Below are 18,302 nucleotides of genomic sequence, written 5' to 3' on the forward strand. Positions count from 1 at the left end.
TGGGACGCGCCGCAAGGGTCATCCCCCTTGGAGGTCAGGCCGCCACCGCCCAGCGAGCTGGATCCGCCGTCTGGCCGATGAGCGCAAGCCCATAGGCAATCGATTCGAACTGGTCGGCCGAGGTCAGGCGCTCCTCGCCGAAGCGCTCGACGAAGAGGCGCCGGATCGCCGGAACGAAGGAGGTCCCACCTGTCAGGAAGACCCTTTCGATCTCCCCCGCCTCCACACCGGCATCCGTCAGCGCCTTATCGACGGTATCGGCGATGCGATTGACGTCCTCGGCAATCCATTGCTCGAAATCACGGCGCCTGATCATCGCCTGAATGTCGACGCCCTCTCCGGAGAAGCGGAACTCGGTCTCGTCATGAGACGACAATGCCACCTTCGCCGACGAGACGGCACGGTAGAGGGCGAAGCCCAGGTCGTACTCGACGATGTCGATGAATTTCTCCAGCGGCTCCGGATCGAGGGCCGCGCGGGCCAGCTCCCGCAGTTCCTTCAGGTCGCCGCTGCCCTTCATCATGGCGAGATGGTTCCAGCGCGCGAAATTGGCGTAGTAGTGGTTCGGAATCGACAGGATCTTGCCCATGGACCGGTAGCTTCCGCCCTTGCCCAGACGCGGCGACACGACCTGATCGACGATGCGGTAATCGAAGGCGTCGCCTGCAATCCCGATTCCGGCATGGCCCAGGGGCTCGGCCCGAAGGGCACCGCTGGCGCGCGAAAACCGCATGACCGAGAAGTCGCTGGTGCCGCCGCCGAAATCGGCCACGAGAACCGTCGCGTCATGGTTCAGCTGCTGGGCATAGAAGAACGCTGCCCCGACCGGTTCGTAGACGTAGCGGGCATGATCGGCCCCCAGCTTGCCGAAGGCGGCGCGATACCGGTTCATGGCGAGATCGTCATCCGGGTGGCTCCCGGCGAACTGCACCGGTCGGCCGATCACCACGTTCCGGGCAGAGAGATCGAACCGCTCGCCTCCGTGGCGCTTGAGCGTGCGTAGGAACGTGCTCAGAAGGTCCTCGAAGCGGTAGCGCTCGCGGAAGATGCGTGTTTCCTGGAAGGACTGGCTCGCCGCGAAGGTCTTGAAGGACTGGATGAAGCGATGCGCCGTCAGCCCTTCGAGGAACTGGTCGATCGCCCAAGGGCCGCCTTCCACCTCTGTCCGTAAGCCGTTGCCATGCCGCTCGTCCCAGAAGCAAAGGGCCGTCACATAGACCTTGAGACTGCCGCCCCGGTGATAGAACGTCAGGGCCTCGACGCGCCCCTGCGAGTCGGCGAGCGCAACCACGGTGTTGCTGGTGCCGAAATCGATACCGATGGAAAGGTCCTGGGGGGCGACGGGCATGGCAGTCTCTGGGGATGGGGGGCGCGGGGCCGGACGGTCTATCTGCCGAAAGGCCCTGAGCCAAGAGAAATTTCAGGAAAATTCAGCCCTGAGCGCCTTCCCCTGCGGCAGCTTGACCCCGGTTGACCAGGGGATGTCCGGCACCGTAGAAGCCGCGCCTCGGCTCAGTCGGAGATTGTCATGCTATCCATCGGCCAGCGCATCGCGAACGAACTCAATGTTCAGGAATGGCAGGTCAAAGCCGCCGTAGACCTGCTCGACGGCGGGGCGACGGTGCCCTTCATCGCCCGCTACCGCAAGGAAGTGACCGGAACGCTGGACGACGCTCAGCTACGCACCTTGGAGGAGCGCCTGCGCTATCTCCGCGAGCTTGAGGACCGCCGGAAGACGATTCTCGACAGCATCCGCGAACAGGACAAGCTGACCGAGGAGCTGGCGCAGCAGATCAACACGGCCGACACAAAGGCGCGCCTCGAAGACTTGTACTTGCCCTACAAGCCCAAGCGGCGCACCAAGGCGCAGATCGCCAAGGAAGCCGGACTCGAGCCTCTCGCAGATCTGCTGCTCGGCGAGCCGAGTCGCGATCCTAAGGAGACAGCGGCAGCCTTCGTGAACACGGACAAGGACGTCGCGACCCCCGAGGCGGCATTGGAAGGTGCACGCGCCATCCTGGTCGAGCGCTTTGCCGAGAACGCGGAACTCCTCGGCGCCCTCCGAGAGACCTACTGGCAGCGTGGTCGCCTCACCTCCAGTGTACGCGACGGCAAGAAGACGGAAGGGGCGAAGTTCGCCGACTACTTCGATTTTTCCGAGCCGCTCACCAAGCTGCCGTCCCACCGCATCCTGGCGCTCTTCCGCGGCGAGAAGGAGGAGATCCTCGATCTGCGCATGGAGGAGGATCCGGCCAGCGGCGAACCGAATTATGTGAGCCTTTATGAAGGCCGGACCGCCCTGACGTTCGGCATCGAGGACAAAGGCCGCCCTGGCGATCGCTGGCTCATGGAGACCGTACGCTGGGCATGGCGCACGAAGCTGCGGTTCTCCATCGAGCTCGACATGAAGATGCGCCTGTGGCAGGCGGCCGAGGACGAGGCCGTGAAGGTCTTCGCCGGCAACCTGCGCGACCTGCTGCTCGCCGCGCCCGCCGGCACCCGCCCGACCCTCGGTCTCGATCCTGGCTATCGCACCGGCGTCAAGGTTGCGGTGGTGGACGCCACCGGCAAGGTCGTGGCGACGGACACCATCTACCCGCACGAGCCGAAGCGCCAATGGGACGAATCCATTGCGAGCCTCGCGAGGCTGTGCCGCCTGCACAAGGTCGAGCTCGTCGCTATCGGCAACGGCACGGCGTCGCGCGAGACCGACAAGCTCGCTGGCGAACTGGTGTCGAGGCACCCCGACCTGAAGCTGACCAAGATCATGGTGTCGGAGGCCGGTGCGTCCGTCTACTCGGCCTCGGCCTATGCGAGCCAGGAACTGCCCGATCTCGACGTGTCGCTGCGCGGTGCCGTGTCGATCGCAAGGCGGCTGCAGGACCCGCTGGCGGAACTCGTGAAGATCGACCCGAAATCGATCGGCGTCGGTCAGTACCAGCACGATCTTGCCGAGTACAAGCTCTCGCGCTCCCTCGATGCGGTGGTCGAGGACTGCGTGAACGCGGTCGGCGTCGATCTCAACACCGCCTCGGCCCCGCTGCTCGCCCGCGTGTCGGGCCTCGGAGAATGGGTCGCTCAGAACATCGTCGCGCATCGTGACGCCAACGGCCCCTTCAAGACCCGCAAGGCGCTGACGAAGGTGTCGGGCCTCGGACCCAAGACCTTCGAGCAGGCCGCCGGCTTCCTGCGCATTCCGAACGGCGACGATCCGCTGGACGCCTCAGGCGTGCACCCGGAAGCCTACCCCGTCGTGCGCCGCATCATCGAGGCCACCAAGAGCGACATCAAGGTGCTGATCGGCAACGGCGGCGTTCTCAAGAAGCTGAGTCCCGAGAGCTTCACGGACGAGAAATTCGGCGTGCCGACCGTGAAGGATATCCTGAGCGAGTTGGAGAAGCCCGGCCGCGACCCTCGCCCCGAATTCAAGACCGCCACTTTCATGGAGGGCGTCGAGAAGATCGATGACCTGAAGCCCGGCATGATGCTGGAAGGGGTGGTGACGAACGTCGCCGCCTTCGGGGCTTTCGTGGATGTGGGCGTCCACCAGGACGGCCTCGTGCACATCTCCGCCCTGTCGGACACCTTCGTGAAGGACCCGCGCTCCGTGGTGAAGCCGGGCGACATCGTGCGGGTGAAGGTCCTCGAGGTCGACAAGGCTCGCAAGCGCATCTCGCTGACGATGCGCATGAGCGATCCGGTCGAAAGGAAGGGCGGCGGGCGTGACGACAATCACGGCTCGTTCCAGAAGCCCCGTCCGCAGAACGGCGACCGGAAGCCCCCCGCACAAGGCCATCAGGCCTCCACCGGCGGCGCGCTGGCAGATGCTCTGCGCCGGGCCGGACTGAACGGCGCGAAGGACAAGAGCCCGCGCCGATAGGCGCTATCTCTCCCAAGCGGACAGGATCGTCTCGGTATCCGCGGTCTCGATCTGTTGGCTGAACCGCTTGCTGTAAAGGGCGAGGAGCGAGTCATGCCCCTCGTCCGACGAGCTGCACAGGCCATCGGCCGCGATCACCACGCGGTAACCGTGATCCACCGCCCCCAGGACCGTGGCGAGCACGCAGACGTCGGTTTCCGAGCCCGTCACCACCAGCGTGTCGGCGCCGCGCTCCCGTAGGAAGTCGGCGAGCTTGTGCCCGGCAAAGGCCGAGTAGACAGGCTTGTCGATCACGGTTGCGGGCGGGACGAACTGCCCGAGCGGCGGCATCAGATCCAGCATGCGCGGATCGAGGTATTCGCGCGTCGTCTGGCGCCAGCGCTCATAATACTGACGCCAGGTGCCGGGCATGTCCTCCGGACGTTCCGGCGTGATGAACCGGGTGAACACGGTGCGCTCCGGGAAGCGCTCGACGATGCGCACCACCGTCGGCAGAACCCGCTCCATCCAGGGCGTCGGCCAGGGGCCTTCCGTCGAGAAGATCCGCTGCATGTCGATGCAGAGATGAACCGTTCGGTCATTCAAGGGGCCGTTCTGGAGTCCGGACATGAGATCTTCCCGATGCGGATTGAAGAACGGACATGAGCCAGGGCCGTTCCACGCCGCCGATCATTCGACGCGCTACATCCTCATCCCTCTTGAAATCGCGACAAAGAAAAGGGAGCCATATCGATAGCACTGCGGCCATCGACCATGATCTGGGCCGCCGCCTCTCCGATCGCGGCCGAATGCTTGAATCCATGACCGGAGCAGGGGGAGACCACCAGGACACGGTCTTGATCGGGATGGCGGTCGATCAGGAAGTTCGAATCCGGAGTGACGGTATAGAGGCAGGTCACGGCCCGGGCACCCTCCGGCAGCAGGCCCGCAAGGCGACCATCGAGATGCTTCTTGCGCATGAGCCCGGCCTCGTCGGGAGCGATCCTGCGTTCGATCCGGTCCGGATCCGTCGCCTCGTTATACTGCTCGCCGGCCGTCTTGACGGTGCCGCTTCCCGGCAGCGAGGGAAAACCGTAGAAGAAATCGTTCGGACCGGTGCCGTGCGACCAGATGAAGACGGGGCTCTCGGCCCAGAGCTGCGCAGCCTCCGGCTCGACCGGAAACCAGTGCATGACCTGCCGGGTCGGGGTGAGAAGCCGGTCGAACGGAGCGCCCAGCAGGGCGGGAGCCCAGGGGCCGGCGGAGACGATCGCCTGCCCGGCCACGATCTCGTCATGGTCGGTCACGATCCGTACGCCATCCCCTTTCTGGCTGACCGACCGCACGATCGTGTCGAGGAGGAGGGAGGCTCCGAGATTCCGGGCCAGGGTGAGCTGGGCCGCCACGCAGCGCTCCGGGTTCAGATATCCCCCACCCGGCTCGAGATATCCCACCTCGCCATCGTGGGCCTGGAACTGCGGGAATCGCCGCCGGACCTCCGCCGCATCCAAGACCTCATGCGGAATATCGTACTGTCTTGCGGCCCGGAGGGTCCGTCCCATGAAGTCGATCCGGACATTGCCCTCGGCCCGCCGCTCCTCGGAGCCGATGATGAGGCAGCCGTTCTGCGTCAGCAGATGCTCGCCGGTCTGGGCCTCCACCTCGCGCCAGATCTCGTGGGAGCGCAGGGCGAGCGGGACATAGACCTCGCCCTCACCGATCGCCTGGCGGGTGATGCGCGTCTCTCCGTGAGTCGAGCCCTGGTCGTGCGGCGGCGCGAAGCGGTCGATGCCGATCGCCTTCACGCCTCTCTTGGCGAGCTGATGGAGCGCCGCCGATCCCATGGCCCCAAGGCCGATGACCGCGACATCGTAGGAAGAGGGCGAACCTGCCATGAAGCCTCCGTAAAGTCGGGGCCATCGGACCAGAAAGACAGGGGTTCGACAATGGGCCAGGAGCCCGAAGCGCCATGCGTCCGGCTACGCTTGTTCAAGGTCGTAAAGTCGTCTAGAAGCGAAATGTCTCACGGGGAGCCTTTCTCAGGGCTGAGAGGCGGCCGGGCCGCCGACCCGTCGAACCTGATCCGGGTCATGCCGGCGGAGGGAATGAGCATGCGATTTCGCAGAACAATCTGCGCCCCGTGCGAATTGCGCCGCCGATCCGGCTTGCCTCACGCATGGGAGCGCCCCTGATGTTACGCCGCCTTATTCTCTCCGTTCTCTCGCTTGGCCTCGCGACGGGTCTGGCTCACGCCCAGTCGAAGCCGACCCTGACCGTCTACACCTACAGCTCCTTCGCCGGAAAATACGGCCCGGGCAAGACCGTCAAGGAGCGCTTCGAAGCCGTCTGCGGCTGCGAGCTGGCATGGGTGACGTCCGAGGACGCCGGCAGCATGGTCGGACGCCTGCGCCTCGAAGGCGACAGCACCAAGGCCGACGCAGTCGTCGGGCTCGACATGAACCTCGCAGCCGAGGCAAAGGCACTGGGTCTCTTTGCGCAGCATGGTGCGGACGTGAAAGACCTGTCGCTTCCGATCCAGTGGTCGGACGAGACCTTCATCCCGTTCGATTGGGGCTATCTCGCCTTCGTGTACGACGCTAACAAGCTCTCCGATCCTCCGAAGAGCCTCAAGGAGCTGGTCGAGAACCCGAACGGCCCCAAGGTCGTGCTGCAGGATCCGCGCACAAGCGCACCGGGCCTCGGTTTCCTGCTCTGGATGCGTCAGGTCTACGGCGACAAAGCCGATGAGGCCTGGACCAAGCTCAAGCCCCGAATCGTGACCTTCACCAAAGGCTGGTCGGAAGCCTACGGGCTCTTCATGAAGGGCGAAGCGGACATGGTCATGTCCTACACCACGTCGCCGGCCTATCACATCGTGGCGGAGAAGAAGGACAACTACAAAGCCGCCGCCTTCTCCGAAGGTCATTATCTCCATGTGGAGCTCGCTGGAATGACCCGCACGACGAAGCAGCCTGAGCTGGCGAGGAAGTTCATGGAGTTCGTACTCAGCGAGCCGTTCCAGTCCGCCATGCCGGAGGGCAACTGGATGATGCCGGCGAAGACGCCGCAGGCCGGACTGCCGGCAGCCTTCGAAGGTCTCGTGAAGCCGACCAAGGCGCTTCTGTTCACGCCGGAGGAGGTGCAGCAGAACCGCCGCGCCTTCACGGACGCCTGGCTCAACGCGACGGCGCGCTGAACCGACACCATGCGACTGAGCCTGCCCCATCCCGGAAGCCTCGTGGCTCTTGCCATTTTAGCGCTGGTGACCGGCGGGTTCATCGCACTTGCCACGATCGACGGGGGCAGCCCAGCGCTTCTCTCCATCGGCCCCTACCTCACGCGCGTTCTCGCCTTCTCGGTCATCCAGGCGAGCCTGTCGACACTTCTGTCCGTCGGACTCGGCATCGCTCTGGCGCTGGCCTTGGCGCGCCGTCGTTTTCCGGGACGCGACGCCGTTCTGGCGGCTTTGAGCACCACGATGGTGATCCCCACCATCGTGGCGGTCTTTGCGGTGCTGGCCGTCTACGGCAGAAGCGGTTGGCTCGCGGGTGCACTCCAGTTCCTTGGCGTGAGCGGGGATCTCACGATCTTCGGATATCCCGGGATCCTGATCGCCCACGTCTTCCTCAATGCACCTTACGTGGCGCGGATCACTCTCGATGGCCTGAGCCTCGTTCCGGCCGAACAATGGCGACTCGCGACGGCATTGGGCTTCACGCCCGGGCAGATCTTTCGCCATCTCGATTGGCCGGTGCTGCGCACCGAACTGCCGGGCATCGCAGGCCTCGTGTTCCTCCTGTGCTTCAAGAGCTTCGCGGTCGTTCTTGCCCTCGGCGGCGGGCCCGCGAGGGCAACACTGGAAGTCGCGATCTACGAAGCTCTCAAGATCGATCTCGATTTCGGCCGCGCCGCATGGCTTGCTCTGATCCAGCTTGTGATCTGCCTGTCGCTGACGGGGCTGCTCAACTGGATCGTCACGAGGCCGCCTGCAGCTCATACCACCCGCTCCCATGTCGAGCGCCCGGATGCCGCCATCGGTCGCCTCAAGGTGCTGGATTGGCTCATCCTCGCAGCCGGCGCCCTGTTCCTCGTGCCCCTGGCCTTCAGTGTCCTGAGCGGCGTCACGCATCTCCTCGACGTCGTGGATGCCGACCTCCTGCAGGCGGCCGCGACGAGCCTCGCGATCTCGACCGCAGCCGCCATTCTGGCCTGCCTCATGGCCTTGGCACTCGGAAGCGCCGCGCGGCGGCAGCGACTTGTCGAGCGTACGCCTCGCCTTGCAGCCCTCTATGATTTCCTGCCGAACACCCTGCTGGCGATACCGCCTTTCGCGCTGACGGCAGGCCTGTTCCTCCTGATCCGCCATATCGTCGATCCTGCGGCCGCCGGGCTGATCCTGCTGCCGCTGATCAACAGCCTCGCCGCGGTTCCATTCGTCTATCGCGCGATCGCGCCCAAACTCATGACCGCGGAAGAGCGGTATGGTCGTGTCGCTGCCTCTCTCGGCATGACGGGCCTGTCGAAGCTGACCATCATGGACTGGCCCCTGCTGAAGCGCCCTCTCGCAAGCGGCTTCGCCCTCGCAATGGCGCTGTCGTTCGGAGATTTCGGCATCATCGCACTGTTCGGGGGCCCCGAGCTACGGACCTTGCCATACCTCCTCTACGAGCGCCTTGGCGCCTACCGGCTCGAGGAGGCAGCATCCATCGGGCTCCTGATCGTCCTCGCCGCCTTTGTCCTGGCCCATCTTTCCGGTCGACTGTCCCATGCTGGTGATTGAGAACTGCCGCCTGTCCTGGCCGGATTTCGAGGCCGATTATTCGCTGAGCGTGCGAAGCGGCGCACTCTGCGCGGTCGTCGGCCCATCGGGTGGAGGGAAGACCACCCTTCTCCACATGATCGCCGGCTTCGAACATCCGCAAAGCGGGCGGTTGAGCTTCGACGGTCGCGATCTGCTGCCGCTTGCACCGGCAAAGCGGCCCATCGCCATCGTGTTCCAGGACCACAACCTCTTCCCGCATCTCACCGCGGCCGAGAACGTCGCCCTTGGGTTGCGCCCGTCCTTGCGCCTGAGCGCGGAAGAGCGCGCGCTCGTGTCCGAGACCCTGGAGGCGGTCGGGCTGGAAGGGTTCGACCAACGCAAGCCCGGCGAGATGTCCGGCGGCCAGCGACAGCGGGTCGCCCTTGCCCGCGCGCTTGTATCGGGTCGTCCGCTGATCCTTCTGGACGAACCGTTCAGCAGCCTCGATTCCAATCTGCGCAGAAGCATGATCCGGCTCGTTGACGAGCTGCGGCGCAAGCGGCACGTCACCATCGTGATGTCGATCCACACGCCCGAGGATGTCGCGGATTTGGCGGACCAGATGGTCTTCGTGGCGAACGGCAGGGTCGCGGCGTCCGGTCCCCCTGCCGAAGTCCTGGAACGCGGGCTTGCGGAGGACATGGCAGGATTGCTCCCCGGGACCTAAAAGGGGCTCCTTGAGCCGATACGGCCGGATGTGGTGTTATCCGAAAGGTGATCAGCCTAGCAGTTGAGTTACATGGCACTCCTGAGGCATGGTCCGGATCCTGGATCTGGCAACCAGATCCGGTGACGTGAGAACTTGCAGGAACAGGATCCATGGCCGCACTGAGGTCGGAAGCAAGCGTTGGCACACTGGTGCCGGATCGCTACTTGGCTCAGCTCTGTCAGCACCTGTCGCGAGAGGTCACGGCAACCTATTCGGGCCGAGAGGGTCGCGCCGAGTTCGGCTTCGGACAGTGCAAGCTGCAGACGGGCCGCCGTGCGCTCATGCTGGTCGTCGAGGCCGAGGACGAGAACTCCCTGGCCCGCGTCCAGCACATCGTGAGCAGCTATCTCAAGCGCTCGATGTGGCGGGAAAAGCCGACGATCAACTGGATCCGCAAATCGGACTGACTGCCGCGTTGCGCCCTGGCGGGCTCAAAGCCCCTCGTTTCGTATTCTGACGGACTGGCCTGCCTCGTCGAAGACGTGGAGTGCGGAAACCGGCACATGGGCGGCGAAGCGGTCCCCTGACTTCACGGGGTCCTCGCCGGAGGCGCGGACGATCAGGTCCTCGCCGGTCGGAAGCGTCATGTAGACGAGGCTCGCCTCGCCGAGATGCTCGACGGCATCCACGCGCCCCTCAAGGACCGTTGCGCCCGGTCCCGCACTCGCCATGTGCTCGGGCCGGAACCCGATCGTCACGTCGTCTCCGCTCTTCAGCCGGCCGGGATCTCCCTCGATCACGGCTTCGGAGCCGGCGAAGGCAATGACCGCGTCCTTCTCCGTCGCTGAACGGACCTGGCCCTTGATGAAGTTCATGCGGGGCGAGCCGATGAAGCCGGCGACGAAGAGATTGCGTGGGCGACGATAGAGTTCGAGCGGGGCTCCGACCTGCTCGATCCGACCTTGGTTGAGCACGACGATCTTGGACGCGAGCGTCATGGCCTCGACCTGGTCGTGCGTCACATAGATCATCGTCGCGCCGAGATCGCGATGGAGCTTTGCGATCTCCAGCCGCGTATTGACCCTCAGGGCTGCATCCAGGTTCGACAGCGGCTCGTCGAACAGGAAGACGCTGGGCTCCCGCACGATGGCGCGGCCGATCGCCACCCGCTGACGCTGGCCGCCGGATAATTCCCGCGGCTTGCGGTCGAGAAGCGCCGACAGCTTCAGGGCATCGGCTGCTTGGCGGACGCGGCGATCCACCTCCGCCTTGTTCGTCTTCGCGAACTTCAGGCCGAAAGCCATGTTCTTGTAGACCGACATGTGCGGATAGAGCGCATAAGATTGGAACACCATGGCGATCTTTCGCTCGGCCGGCTGCATCTCGTTGACCCGGCGCCCGCCGATCCTGATCTCTCCGGCGCTCACGGTTTCGAGCCCGGCGATGATGCGCAGGAGGGTGGACTTGCCGCAGCCCGACGGGCCGACGAAGACCACGAACTCGCCGTCCTCGACGCTCAGATCGATGTCGCGCAGGATCTCCGTCGCGCCGAAGGATTTCGCGATGCCGTGGAGTGAGACCTCAGCCATGAATGTCCGATCCGTGAGTGAACGCACGCCTCACTTGACCGCACCGGCCGTGAGGCCGCGGACGAGGTAGCGTGAGAAGAGAAGGTAAAGGACGAGGACCGGCGCGATCGCCAGGGTGAGCGAGGCAAGCACGGCGTTCCAGTCGGTGACGTACTGGCCGATGAACTGCTGCACACCCAGGGTCACCGTCTGCTTCCCGCCTCCAGGAGCCAGGATCAGCGGAAACCAGAGGTCGTTCCAGATCGGCACCATGGTAAAGACGGCCACCGTCGCGATGGCGGGGCGGATTAGGGGCAGGATGATGCTGCCGAAGATTCGGTACTCGCTCACGCCGTCGCAGCGTGCGGCGTCACGGAGATCCTTCGGAATCTGCTGGATGAACTCGCCAAGGATGAGAATGGCGAGCGGCAGCCCTTGCGCCACATAGACGAGAATGAGGGCCGTCAGGGTGTTGACCAGATCGAGTTCCACCATCATGCGCAGAATGCTGACGCTCCCCAAACGGATCGGCACCATGATGCCGATGGCGAGATAGAGGCTGAGGATGGTGTTGCCGCGGAAGCGATACTCCGTCAGGGCCCAGGCCGCCATCGCGCCGATGAGGACGATCAGGCCCAACGACACGACCGTCACCGTCAGGCTGTTGAGGAAATAGAGCCCGAAATCGGAATTGGCGAAGACCCGGTCGAAGCCGATCGTCGTGAAGGTTCGGGCATCCGGAAAGCCGAGCGGATCGGCAAAGATCGCGCGTCGGGTCTTGAAAGCGTTGATCAGGATGAGAACGATCGGGCCGACGGCCAGCATCGCATAGAGGATCAGCGCGATGTGGACGGCGATGCGGCTTGGCCTGACATTCACACTCATGGCCACCTCAGAACGTGTGCCGCTGCAGCCGCCGCTGCACGCCGAAGAGATAGATGAGCACGCCGATCAGAATGACGACGAGCATGGCGGTCGCCACCGTCGCCCCCATCGTGGGGCTGCCCACCTGAAGCTGGTAGCCGAAGAAGGTTCGGTAAAAGAAGGTGCCGAGAATATCGGTGGAGAAGTTCGGCCCTGCCAGCGCTCCCTTGATGGCGTAGATCAGGTCGAAGGCATTGAAATTGGCCACGAAGGTCAGGATGGACACGACGCCCAGGGTCGGCAGGATGAGCGGGAGGCGCACGAACCAGAACACGCTGAACGGCCCTGCCCCGTCCACAGTCGCCGCATCTAGGAGATCGTCCGGAATGTTGATCAGGGCCGCATAGATCAGCATCATCGGAATGCCGACGAACTGCCAGACCGAGATCAGGGAAACCGTCAGAAGTGCAGTCGACTCCTGTCCGAGCCATGGTCCGAAGAACTGCTTCAGCCCGACGACCGCGAGGAGGCTTTCCGCGATTCCCCAGAGCGGATTGAGCATGAGTTGCCAGATGAAGCCGATGATCACGACCGACAGCATGGTCGGCAGGAACAGGAGAGTGCGGTAGACGCTTCCGCCCGTCAGCCTCGGCAGGCTGAGCAGCATGGCAAGCCCCAGGCCGATGCCGTTCTGGACCACCATGTGAATGGCGAAGAAGATCAGGTTGTTACGCAGCGCATTCCAGAACTGGCCGGACCAGGCCGGGTCGGAAAGCAGTGTGTAGAAATTGCCCAGGCCGACGAAGTGGCGCGCACCCGTCTCGTCTCCGGCGTACAGGCTGAGGCGGATGGTGTCGAAGAGGGGATAGATCGAGAAGAGCGTATAGATGACGAGCGCCGGGGCCAGAAACACCACGATATGGATGGGAAAGCGGGAGCGCCCGACGAAGCTCTCCGTCTGGACCTCCGGGGCGGCGATGTCCGTCATGCTGATCCGGGCGTGCGAGAGGCGGGAAAAGGCGGGCTGCCGTCGGACAGCCCGCCTGACGCGGCTACTTCTTGTGCGGCTCGTACCAGCTCGCCAGCCCGTCCTCGACCTTCTTGGCCGCCTCTTCGGGCTTCATGGTGCCGTTGAGCACCTGGGCGCTCACGTTCCAGAGCTCGTTCTCCAAGTTCGGCGTCCCGCGGGACAGGATCTGGTAGGAATTGCGGATCGAGCTTTCGCAGGTGTTGCGCCAGCCGACGAACTTGGCCGCCACCGGGTCCTTCACGTCGACCTTGGCATTCGAGAGCGGGAAGAAGCCCGGCAACTCGTTCGCGTAGATCTCGGCGAATTCCGGCGAGGCGACCCAGGACAGGAAGGTCTTGGCCGCTTCGACGTTCTTGGACTTGGCATTGATGCCGAGCGCGATATCCGTATGATCGCTGATGTAGCACTTGCTGGCCCCGTCCGGCAGCGGTGGCGCGAAGGCGTCGAACTCGAAGTCCGCCTGCTTGCGGAAGATCGGCACGTCCCACGACCCGGCTGGGTAGATGGCGGCGCGGCCCAGCGTGAACAGGTTCTGGGTGTCGGGATATTTCTGGGATTGATAGCCGTTGCCCATGTAGGGCGCCCAGCTGGCGAGCTCCGCAAAGGTCTGAACGTATGGCTGGTCTGTCAGCTTCTGCTTGCCTTCGATGAGCGCCTTGCGCCCCTCCTCGCCCTTCCAGTAGTTCACGCCGATGTTCTGGAAGCCCATGGTGGCGGCCTCCCATTGGTCGGCGGTGCCCATGGCAATGGGTGTGTACTTCCCGTCGGCCTTGATCTTATCGAGGGCGGCGTGGAACTCCTTCACGGTCTTGGGCGGCGTCAGCTTCAGCTCGTCGAAGATTTCCTTGTTGTAGACGAACCCGTGGATCACGGACGCCATAGGCATGCAGAACGTGGTCTTGCCGTCGTCGGTGGACCAGGCGCTCTTGGCCACGTCCGAGAAGTTCTCGATCCCCTTCACGTCGTTGACGGAGAGAAGCTGCCCCTTCTTGAACAGGTCGAGGGAAGCGTCGAAGGGCCGGCAGGTGATGAGGTCGCCGGCGGTTCCGCCGGCCAGACGCGCATTGAGGGCGGCGTTGTACTCCGTCGGCGGGTCGGCTTTGAACTGGACCTTGATGTTCGGATACTTCTTGTTGAAGGCCGGGATGATCTTGGTGTTCCAGACATCCGCGTCGTCGTTGCGCCAGCTCTCGATGGTGAGCGTCTGCGCCGAGGCTGCACCGGCGAAGGCCATCGTAAGGGCCGCCAAGGACGCCGTGGCGACGAGACGGCCTGCATTGCGCAGAAGAGTCGTGTTGTGGTGGGATCTCATCCTCGTTGTTCCTCCAAGCTCATGGCGGCACCGGCAAGCGCCTCATGAAGGTTCCCCATGCGTCCCGTGCACTTTTTCGTGCATTCTCGGCTTTCGGTGGAGCGGTGATCGCTCCTTCCCAAAACCTTGGACAAGTGACCTCATATTGGTATCGCCTCGACAGAAACACAACTGCCGTTTGCGGCCCGGCTTCATAGTACCATTGTCCTATCCTGCCAGCATCGAGCCTGCTCTGAAAAGTTCAATGATTGGGTGTCGTACAGAGCCCGAACAGGCATTTGCTCGGCGTACCTCTTCACGAACTGGATATTAAGTGGCATGGTGTGCGCCCTGCGCTCTTGCACGCTTAACCGGTCACCAAGATACATCGGCGATGAGTGAGTTCCTTTTCCTTGGCATTGATGGCGGCGGCACCAAATGCAGGGCCCGCCTGCGCGACGCTGAGGGAAACCTTCTCGGTGAGGGGGCCGGCGGTCCTTCGAACATCAGGCTCGACCCGGACCTTGTCTGGACCTCGATTCTCACCGCCTGCCGCGAGGCACTCAGCCAAGCCGGGCTCCAGGAGAACGACTTGGGCCGGGTCCGCGCCGGAATGGGAGCTGCGGGAGCGGGACAGAGAAGCGCGGTCGCGCGGCTGCTCTCGCGTCAGCACCCTTTCGCCTCCTTCGTCATCGACACGGATGCGCATACTGCGTGGCTCGGCGCTTTCGAGGGCGGTGACGGCGCGATCCTCATCGTCGGCACGGGCTCCTGCGGCTATGGCGTCGTTGACGGACAACGCCGCTACGTCGGGGGATGGGGCTTCGAGATTTCCGACGAAGGGAGCGGCGCCGCGATCGGGCGCGACCTCCTGCGTCGCGTGATCTGGGCCTATGACGGTCGAATTCCTGCGACCCCCTTGTCGAACGCCGTGCTGGGCGACTTCAGCAACGATCCGGAGGTTCTGGTGGACTGGGTCGGGAAGGCGCGCCCGAGCGATTATGCGCGCTATGCTCCTTTGGTTCTGGAGCATGCCCATCAGCGGGACCCCCTCGGTCTGGAACTGGTCCGACATGCCGCCGACGAGATGGCACAGATCGCCATGCGCCTCCTCGACCTCGGCGCTCCGGCCCTGTGCACGTTCGGGGGGCTGGCGGAGCCGCTGCGCCCCTGGCTGCCGCCACCGCTTCAGCAGCTTATCGTTCCGCCCCGGGCTGATGCCATCGACGGCGCCGTTCTCCTTGCAAAGACATCTCAAAGCGGAGGCAGGAATGACTGCACAGGCCTCTGAATCACTGCCGCTGCTCCCGCTCGACGAAGCCAATCCGACGCCTCTCTACCTGCAACTGCAGCAATCGATCGAGGAGGCGGTCCGCAAGGGTGCCATCAAGGCGGACGATGCGCTGCCGGGCGAGCGCGATCTCGCAAAGCAGCTCGGCATCTCCCGCGTGACGGTTCGCAAGGCCATCACCGGCTTGGTGAAGAAGGGCGTTCTCGTCCAGCGCTGGGGATCGGGCACCTTCATCGCGCCGCAGATCCGGCTCGAGCAGCCGCTGTCACGCCTGTCGAGCTTCACGGACGACATGTCGGCCCGCGGCCTCCCCTCCTCGGCCGTGCTGCTGAGCCGTTCGGTCGGCCAGGCCGCGCCGAACGAGCTCATGGCGCTGGGTCTTTCGCCCGGCGATCTCGTGAGCCGGGTCAACCGGCTGCGCCTCGCCGACGGAATCCCCATGGCCATCGAACATGCGGTGATCCCCAACCGCTTCCTGCCGGATCCTTCGCTCGTCAAGCAATCGCTCTATGCCGCGCTCCACGAGCAGGGCGTCGTGCCCAGCCGCGCCCTGCAAAGGCTGCATGCGGTGCTTCTCACCGAGGAGCAGGCGTCGCTGCTCCATGTTCCCCCGCAGAGCCCAGCGCTCTATATCGAACGCCGGTCGTTCACAACGGCTGGCGAACCCGTGGAATTCACCTCGTCCTATTACCGGGGCGACGCCTATGACTTCGTGGCCGAGCTGACCATCAGCCAGCCCGATCGGACCCAAAGCGATGATGCCTGACCAGAACAATTCCACCTCTGCCGTAACCGCCATGCTGCGCGAGGCCCGCGAGGCCCCGCAAGTTGTGGCGCGCCTGCTGGCCGGCAATGCCGACCTATGCCGGGATCTGGGCGAGCGCCTGCGCGCCTCGCCGCCGCCTTTCGCGGTCACCTGCGCCCGCGGTAGCTCCGACAATGCGGCGACCTTCGCCAAGTATCTGCTCGAGATCCATTCCGGTCTCGTCACGGCCTCCGTCGGACCGTCCGTGACGTCCGTCTATGAGGCGCGGCCGCGGATGCGCGATGCGCTGTTCCTCGCCGTATCGCAGTCGGGCCGCAGCCCGGACATCCTGCACCTTGCCAATGCAGGCCGGGAGGACGGCGCGCTGACCGTCGCCCTCGTGAACGACACCTCATCTCCGCTCGCCTCCACCTGCGAAGTCGTGCTGCCGCTCCATGCCGGCTCGGAGAAGAGCGTCGCTGCCACGAAGTCGTTCATCGCCGCCCTGGCCGCCGGCCTGCAGCTCGTGGCCCATTGGTCGCAGGACCAGGAACTGCTGAACGCGCTCGACACGCTGCCTGACGTTCTGGAGCAGGCCTCCGCCACCGATTGGTCGGCGGCCATGCCCATGCTGTCGAAGGCAAACAACCTCTTCGTCGTGGGCCGCGGCGTCGGCTTCGCGGTCGCCCAGGAGGCAGCGCTGAAGCTGAAGGAAACGTCCGGCGTCCATGCGGAGGCCATGAGCGCCGCGGAATTGATGCATGGCCCCTGGACGCTGGCGGGGGATCACTTCCCGATCCTCGTCCTGAGCCAACGGGACGAGACCCTGAGCGGCGTCAACGATCTCGTGACGAAGCTGAACGAACAGGGCGTTCCGGTCGTGGTCGCGGGAGCAGCCGAAGGGCCTGCCAGCGTCATGCTGCCCTCCGTGGAGAACATCCACCCCTATCTGGCGCCGATCGCCATGATCCAGAGCTTCTATCCGCTGGTGAACGCCATCGCCCTGGCGCGGGGGCGCAACCCCGACAGCCCCCCGCGTCTGCGCAAGGTGACGGAGACGGTGTGATGACCTTTGCCCTGACCGGAGCCCGCATCTTCGACGGCAACCATGTGCTCGAAGGACGTGCGGTCGTCGTCGAGAACGGCCGCATCCGTGCGGTGCCTTTCGAGAAGGATCTCGGCTCCGGGATCGAAATCCGCCGCATTGAGGGTCTACTGGCGCCCGGCTTCATCGACGTGCAGGTCAACGGCGGCGGCGGGATGCTCTTCAACGACGTCCGCAGCGTCGACTGCCTCCGTACGATCGCCGAAGCGCATCGCCGATACGGTACCGTGGGCCTGCTGCCGACCTTCATCACCGACACCCGCGAGCGTATGGCAGAGGCTGTCGAGGCTATGCGGCAGGCACTCGCCGCCCGTGTCCCCGGCGTGCTCGGCATCCATGTGGAAGGCCCCTTCATCAGTCCGGAGCGCAAGGGCGTCCATAACGCCGACTACATGCGCCCGATGGAGGAGGAGGACCTCAGGATCCTGACGTCTCTCACCGAGGGGCGAACCTTGGTGACGCTCGCACCGGAACGCAACCCGATGGAGGCTATCGACCGGTTGGCCGACGCCGGCGTGCTGGTCTGCGCCGGTCACACGGCCGGCGACTACGCCACGGTCATGGAAGCCTGCCGGCACGGCCTGCGTGGCTTTACCCACCTCTTCAACGCCATGCCGCCCTTCGCCGGCCGCGAGCCCGGCCCCGTGGGGGCAGGCCTCGACAGCGTCGGCACCTGGTGTGGGCTGATCGTGGACGGCCACCATGTCAGCGACGCGGCCCTGCGCATCGCCATCGCGGCCAAGGGCACGGCCGGCATGATGCTGGTGACCGATGCCATGTCGGTGACCGGGACGGCTATGGAGAGCTTCGAGCTCCACGGCCGCACGATCTATCGGAAGGACGGCAAGCTCACCACCGTGGATGGAACCCTCGCGGGCTCCGACCTCGACATGGCGAGCGCCCTGCGCAACAGCGTGAACAGGCTCGGTCTCGGCCTGCCGGATGTGCTCCGGATGGCCTCGCTCAATCCCGCGGCCTTCCTGAGGCTCGACCATGAGCTGGGGCGCGTCGTGCCGGGATATCGGGCAAGCCTCGTGCTTCTCGACGACGACTTGAACGTGCGGCAGACTTGGATCGACGGGCAATAGCGAAGAGGATT

General features: G+C 64.7%; 16 protein-coding genes and 1 riboswitch. Of the genes, 9 read left to right on the forward strand and 7 right to left on the reverse strand.

Annotated features, from left to right (window positions below):
- Positions 1-34: 34 nt before the first annotated feature.
- The gene (locus DES45_RS00155) at positions 35-1,348 is read right to left on the reverse strand and encodes an Hsp70 family protein (RefSeq protein WP_114767960.1); all 1,314 of its coding nucleotides are present in this window, start codon (positions 1,346-1,348) and stop codon (positions 35-37) included.
- Positions 1,349-1,528: 180 nt separating this feature from the next.
- Between DES45_RS00155 and DES45_RS00160 the strand changes: the two genes are divergently transcribed.
- Positions 1,529-3,880, forward strand: coding sequence for a Tex family protein (locus DES45_RS00160; RefSeq protein WP_114767961.1), 2,352 nt, complete (start codon positions 1,529-1,531; stop codon positions 3,878-3,880).
- A gap of 3 nt (positions 3,881-3,883) precedes the next feature.
- Here the strand turns inward: DES45_RS00160 and DES45_RS00165 are convergent, their stop codons facing one another.
- Both DES45_RS00165 and solA read right to left on the reverse strand, forming a co-directional pair.
- Positions 3,884-4,489 carry a cysteine hydrolase family protein gene (locus DES45_RS00165; RefSeq protein ID WP_114767962.1) on the reverse strand — a complete coding sequence of 202 codons (606 nt, stop codon included), beginning with the start codon at positions 4,487-4,489 and terminating at the stop codon, positions 3,884-3,886.
- A gap of 80 nt (positions 4,490-4,569) precedes the next feature.
- Entirely contained in the window at positions 4,570-5,754 is a 1,185-nt protein-coding gene (gene solA / locus DES45_RS00170) for an N-methyl-L-tryptophan oxidase (RefSeq protein WP_114767963.1), read from the reverse strand.
- 121 nt (positions 5,755-5,875) lie between these two features.
- Positions 5,876-5,982, forward strand: a riboswitch (TPP riboswitch).
- Between the two features lie 68 nt (positions 5,983-6,050).
- On the opposite strand from solA, the gene thiB reads away from it, so the two are divergent.
- From thiB to DES45_RS00190, 4 genes are all read left to right on the forward strand, one after another.
- Positions 6,051-7,055: a thiamine ABC transporter substrate binding subunit gene (gene thiB, locus DES45_RS00175; RefSeq protein WP_114768776.1), complete on the forward strand. Its 1,005-nt coding sequence runs from the start codon at positions 6,051-6,053 to the stop codon at positions 7,053-7,055.
- Between the two features lie 9 nt (positions 7,056-7,064).
- Positions 7,065-8,639: an ABC transporter permease subunit gene (locus DES45_RS00180; protein WP_114767964.1), complete on the forward strand. Its 1,575-nt coding sequence runs from the start codon at positions 7,065-7,067 to the stop codon at positions 8,637-8,639.
- Complete coding sequence (locus DES45_RS00185) at positions 8,626-9,327, forward strand: thiamine ABC transporter ATP-binding protein (RefSeq protein ID WP_114768777.1); 702 nt, start codon at positions 8,626-8,628, stop codon at positions 9,325-9,327. The genes DES45_RS00180 and DES45_RS00185 overlap by 14 nt, the downstream gene beginning before the upstream one ends.
- Positions 9,328-9,479: 152 nt before the next feature.
- Entirely contained in the window at positions 9,480-9,776 is a 297-nt protein-coding gene (locus tag DES45_RS00190; RefSeq protein WP_114767965.1) for a DUF2218 domain-containing protein, read from the forward strand.
- A gap of 24 nt (positions 9,777-9,800) precedes the next feature.
- On the opposite strand, the gene DES45_RS00195 is transcribed toward DES45_RS00190, so the two are convergent.
- The 4 genes from DES45_RS00195 to DES45_RS00210 form a co-directional block, all read right to left on the reverse strand.
- The gene (locus tag DES45_RS00195; protein ID WP_114767966.1) at positions 9,801-10,898 is read right to left on the reverse strand and encodes an ABC transporter ATP-binding protein; all 1,098 of its coding nucleotides are present in this window, start codon (positions 10,896-10,898) and stop codon (positions 9,801-9,803) included.
- A gap of 30 nt (positions 10,899-10,928) precedes the next feature.
- Entirely contained in the window at positions 10,929-11,762 is an 834-nt protein-coding gene (locus tag DES45_RS00200) for a carbohydrate ABC transporter permease (RefSeq protein WP_114767967.1), read from the reverse strand.
- A 7-nt stretch (positions 11,763-11,769) separates the two neighbouring features.
- The gene (locus tag DES45_RS00205; RefSeq protein WP_114767968.1) at positions 11,770-12,729 is read right to left on the reverse strand and encodes a carbohydrate ABC transporter permease; all 960 of its coding nucleotides are present in this window, start codon (positions 12,727-12,729) and stop codon (positions 11,770-11,772) included.
- 64 nt (positions 12,730-12,793) lie between these two features.
- The gene (locus DES45_RS00210; RefSeq protein ID WP_425374253.1) at positions 12,794-14,005 is read right to left on the reverse strand and encodes an ABC transporter substrate-binding protein; all 1,212 of its coding nucleotides are present in this window, start codon (positions 14,003-14,005) and stop codon (positions 12,794-12,796) included.
- A gap of 451 nt (positions 14,006-14,456) precedes the next feature.
- Between DES45_RS00210 and DES45_RS00215 the strand changes: the two genes are divergently transcribed.
- From DES45_RS00215 to nagA, 4 genes are read left to right on the forward strand one after another with little or no spacing between them, the layout of a single operon-like run.
- Entirely contained in the window at positions 14,457-15,353 is an 897-nt protein-coding gene (locus DES45_RS00215) for a glucosamine kinase nucleotide-binding domain-containing protein (RefSeq protein WP_114767970.1), read from the forward strand.
- The gene (locus tag DES45_RS00220) at positions 15,334-16,119 is read left to right on the forward strand and encodes a GntR family transcriptional regulator (protein WP_114767971.1); all 786 of its coding nucleotides are present in this window, start codon (positions 15,334-15,336) and stop codon (positions 16,117-16,119) included. The genes DES45_RS00215 and DES45_RS00220 overlap by 20 nt, the downstream gene beginning before the upstream one ends.
- Positions 16,109-17,164 (forward strand): SIS domain-containing protein, encoded by a 1,056-nt coding sequence (locus DES45_RS00225; RefSeq protein ID WP_245429673.1) that lies wholly within the window; start codon positions 16,109-16,111, stop codon positions 17,162-17,164. The genes DES45_RS00220 and DES45_RS00225 overlap by 11 nt, the downstream gene beginning before the upstream one ends.
- Positions 17,164-18,291, forward strand: a complete 1,128-nt coding sequence (gene nagA / locus DES45_RS00230) for an N-acetylglucosamine-6-phosphate deacetylase (RefSeq protein WP_114767973.1) — start codon at positions 17,164-17,166, stop codon at positions 18,289-18,291. Before DES45_RS00225 ends, nagA begins: the two co-directional genes overlap by 1 nt.
- Positions 18,292-18,302: the final 11 nt, after the last annotated feature.

Origin of the sequence: Microvirga subterranea (assembly GCF_003350535.1) — a bacterium.
GTDB lineage: Bacteria > Pseudomonadota > Alphaproteobacteria > Rhizobiales > Beijerinckiaceae > Microvirga > Microvirga subterranea.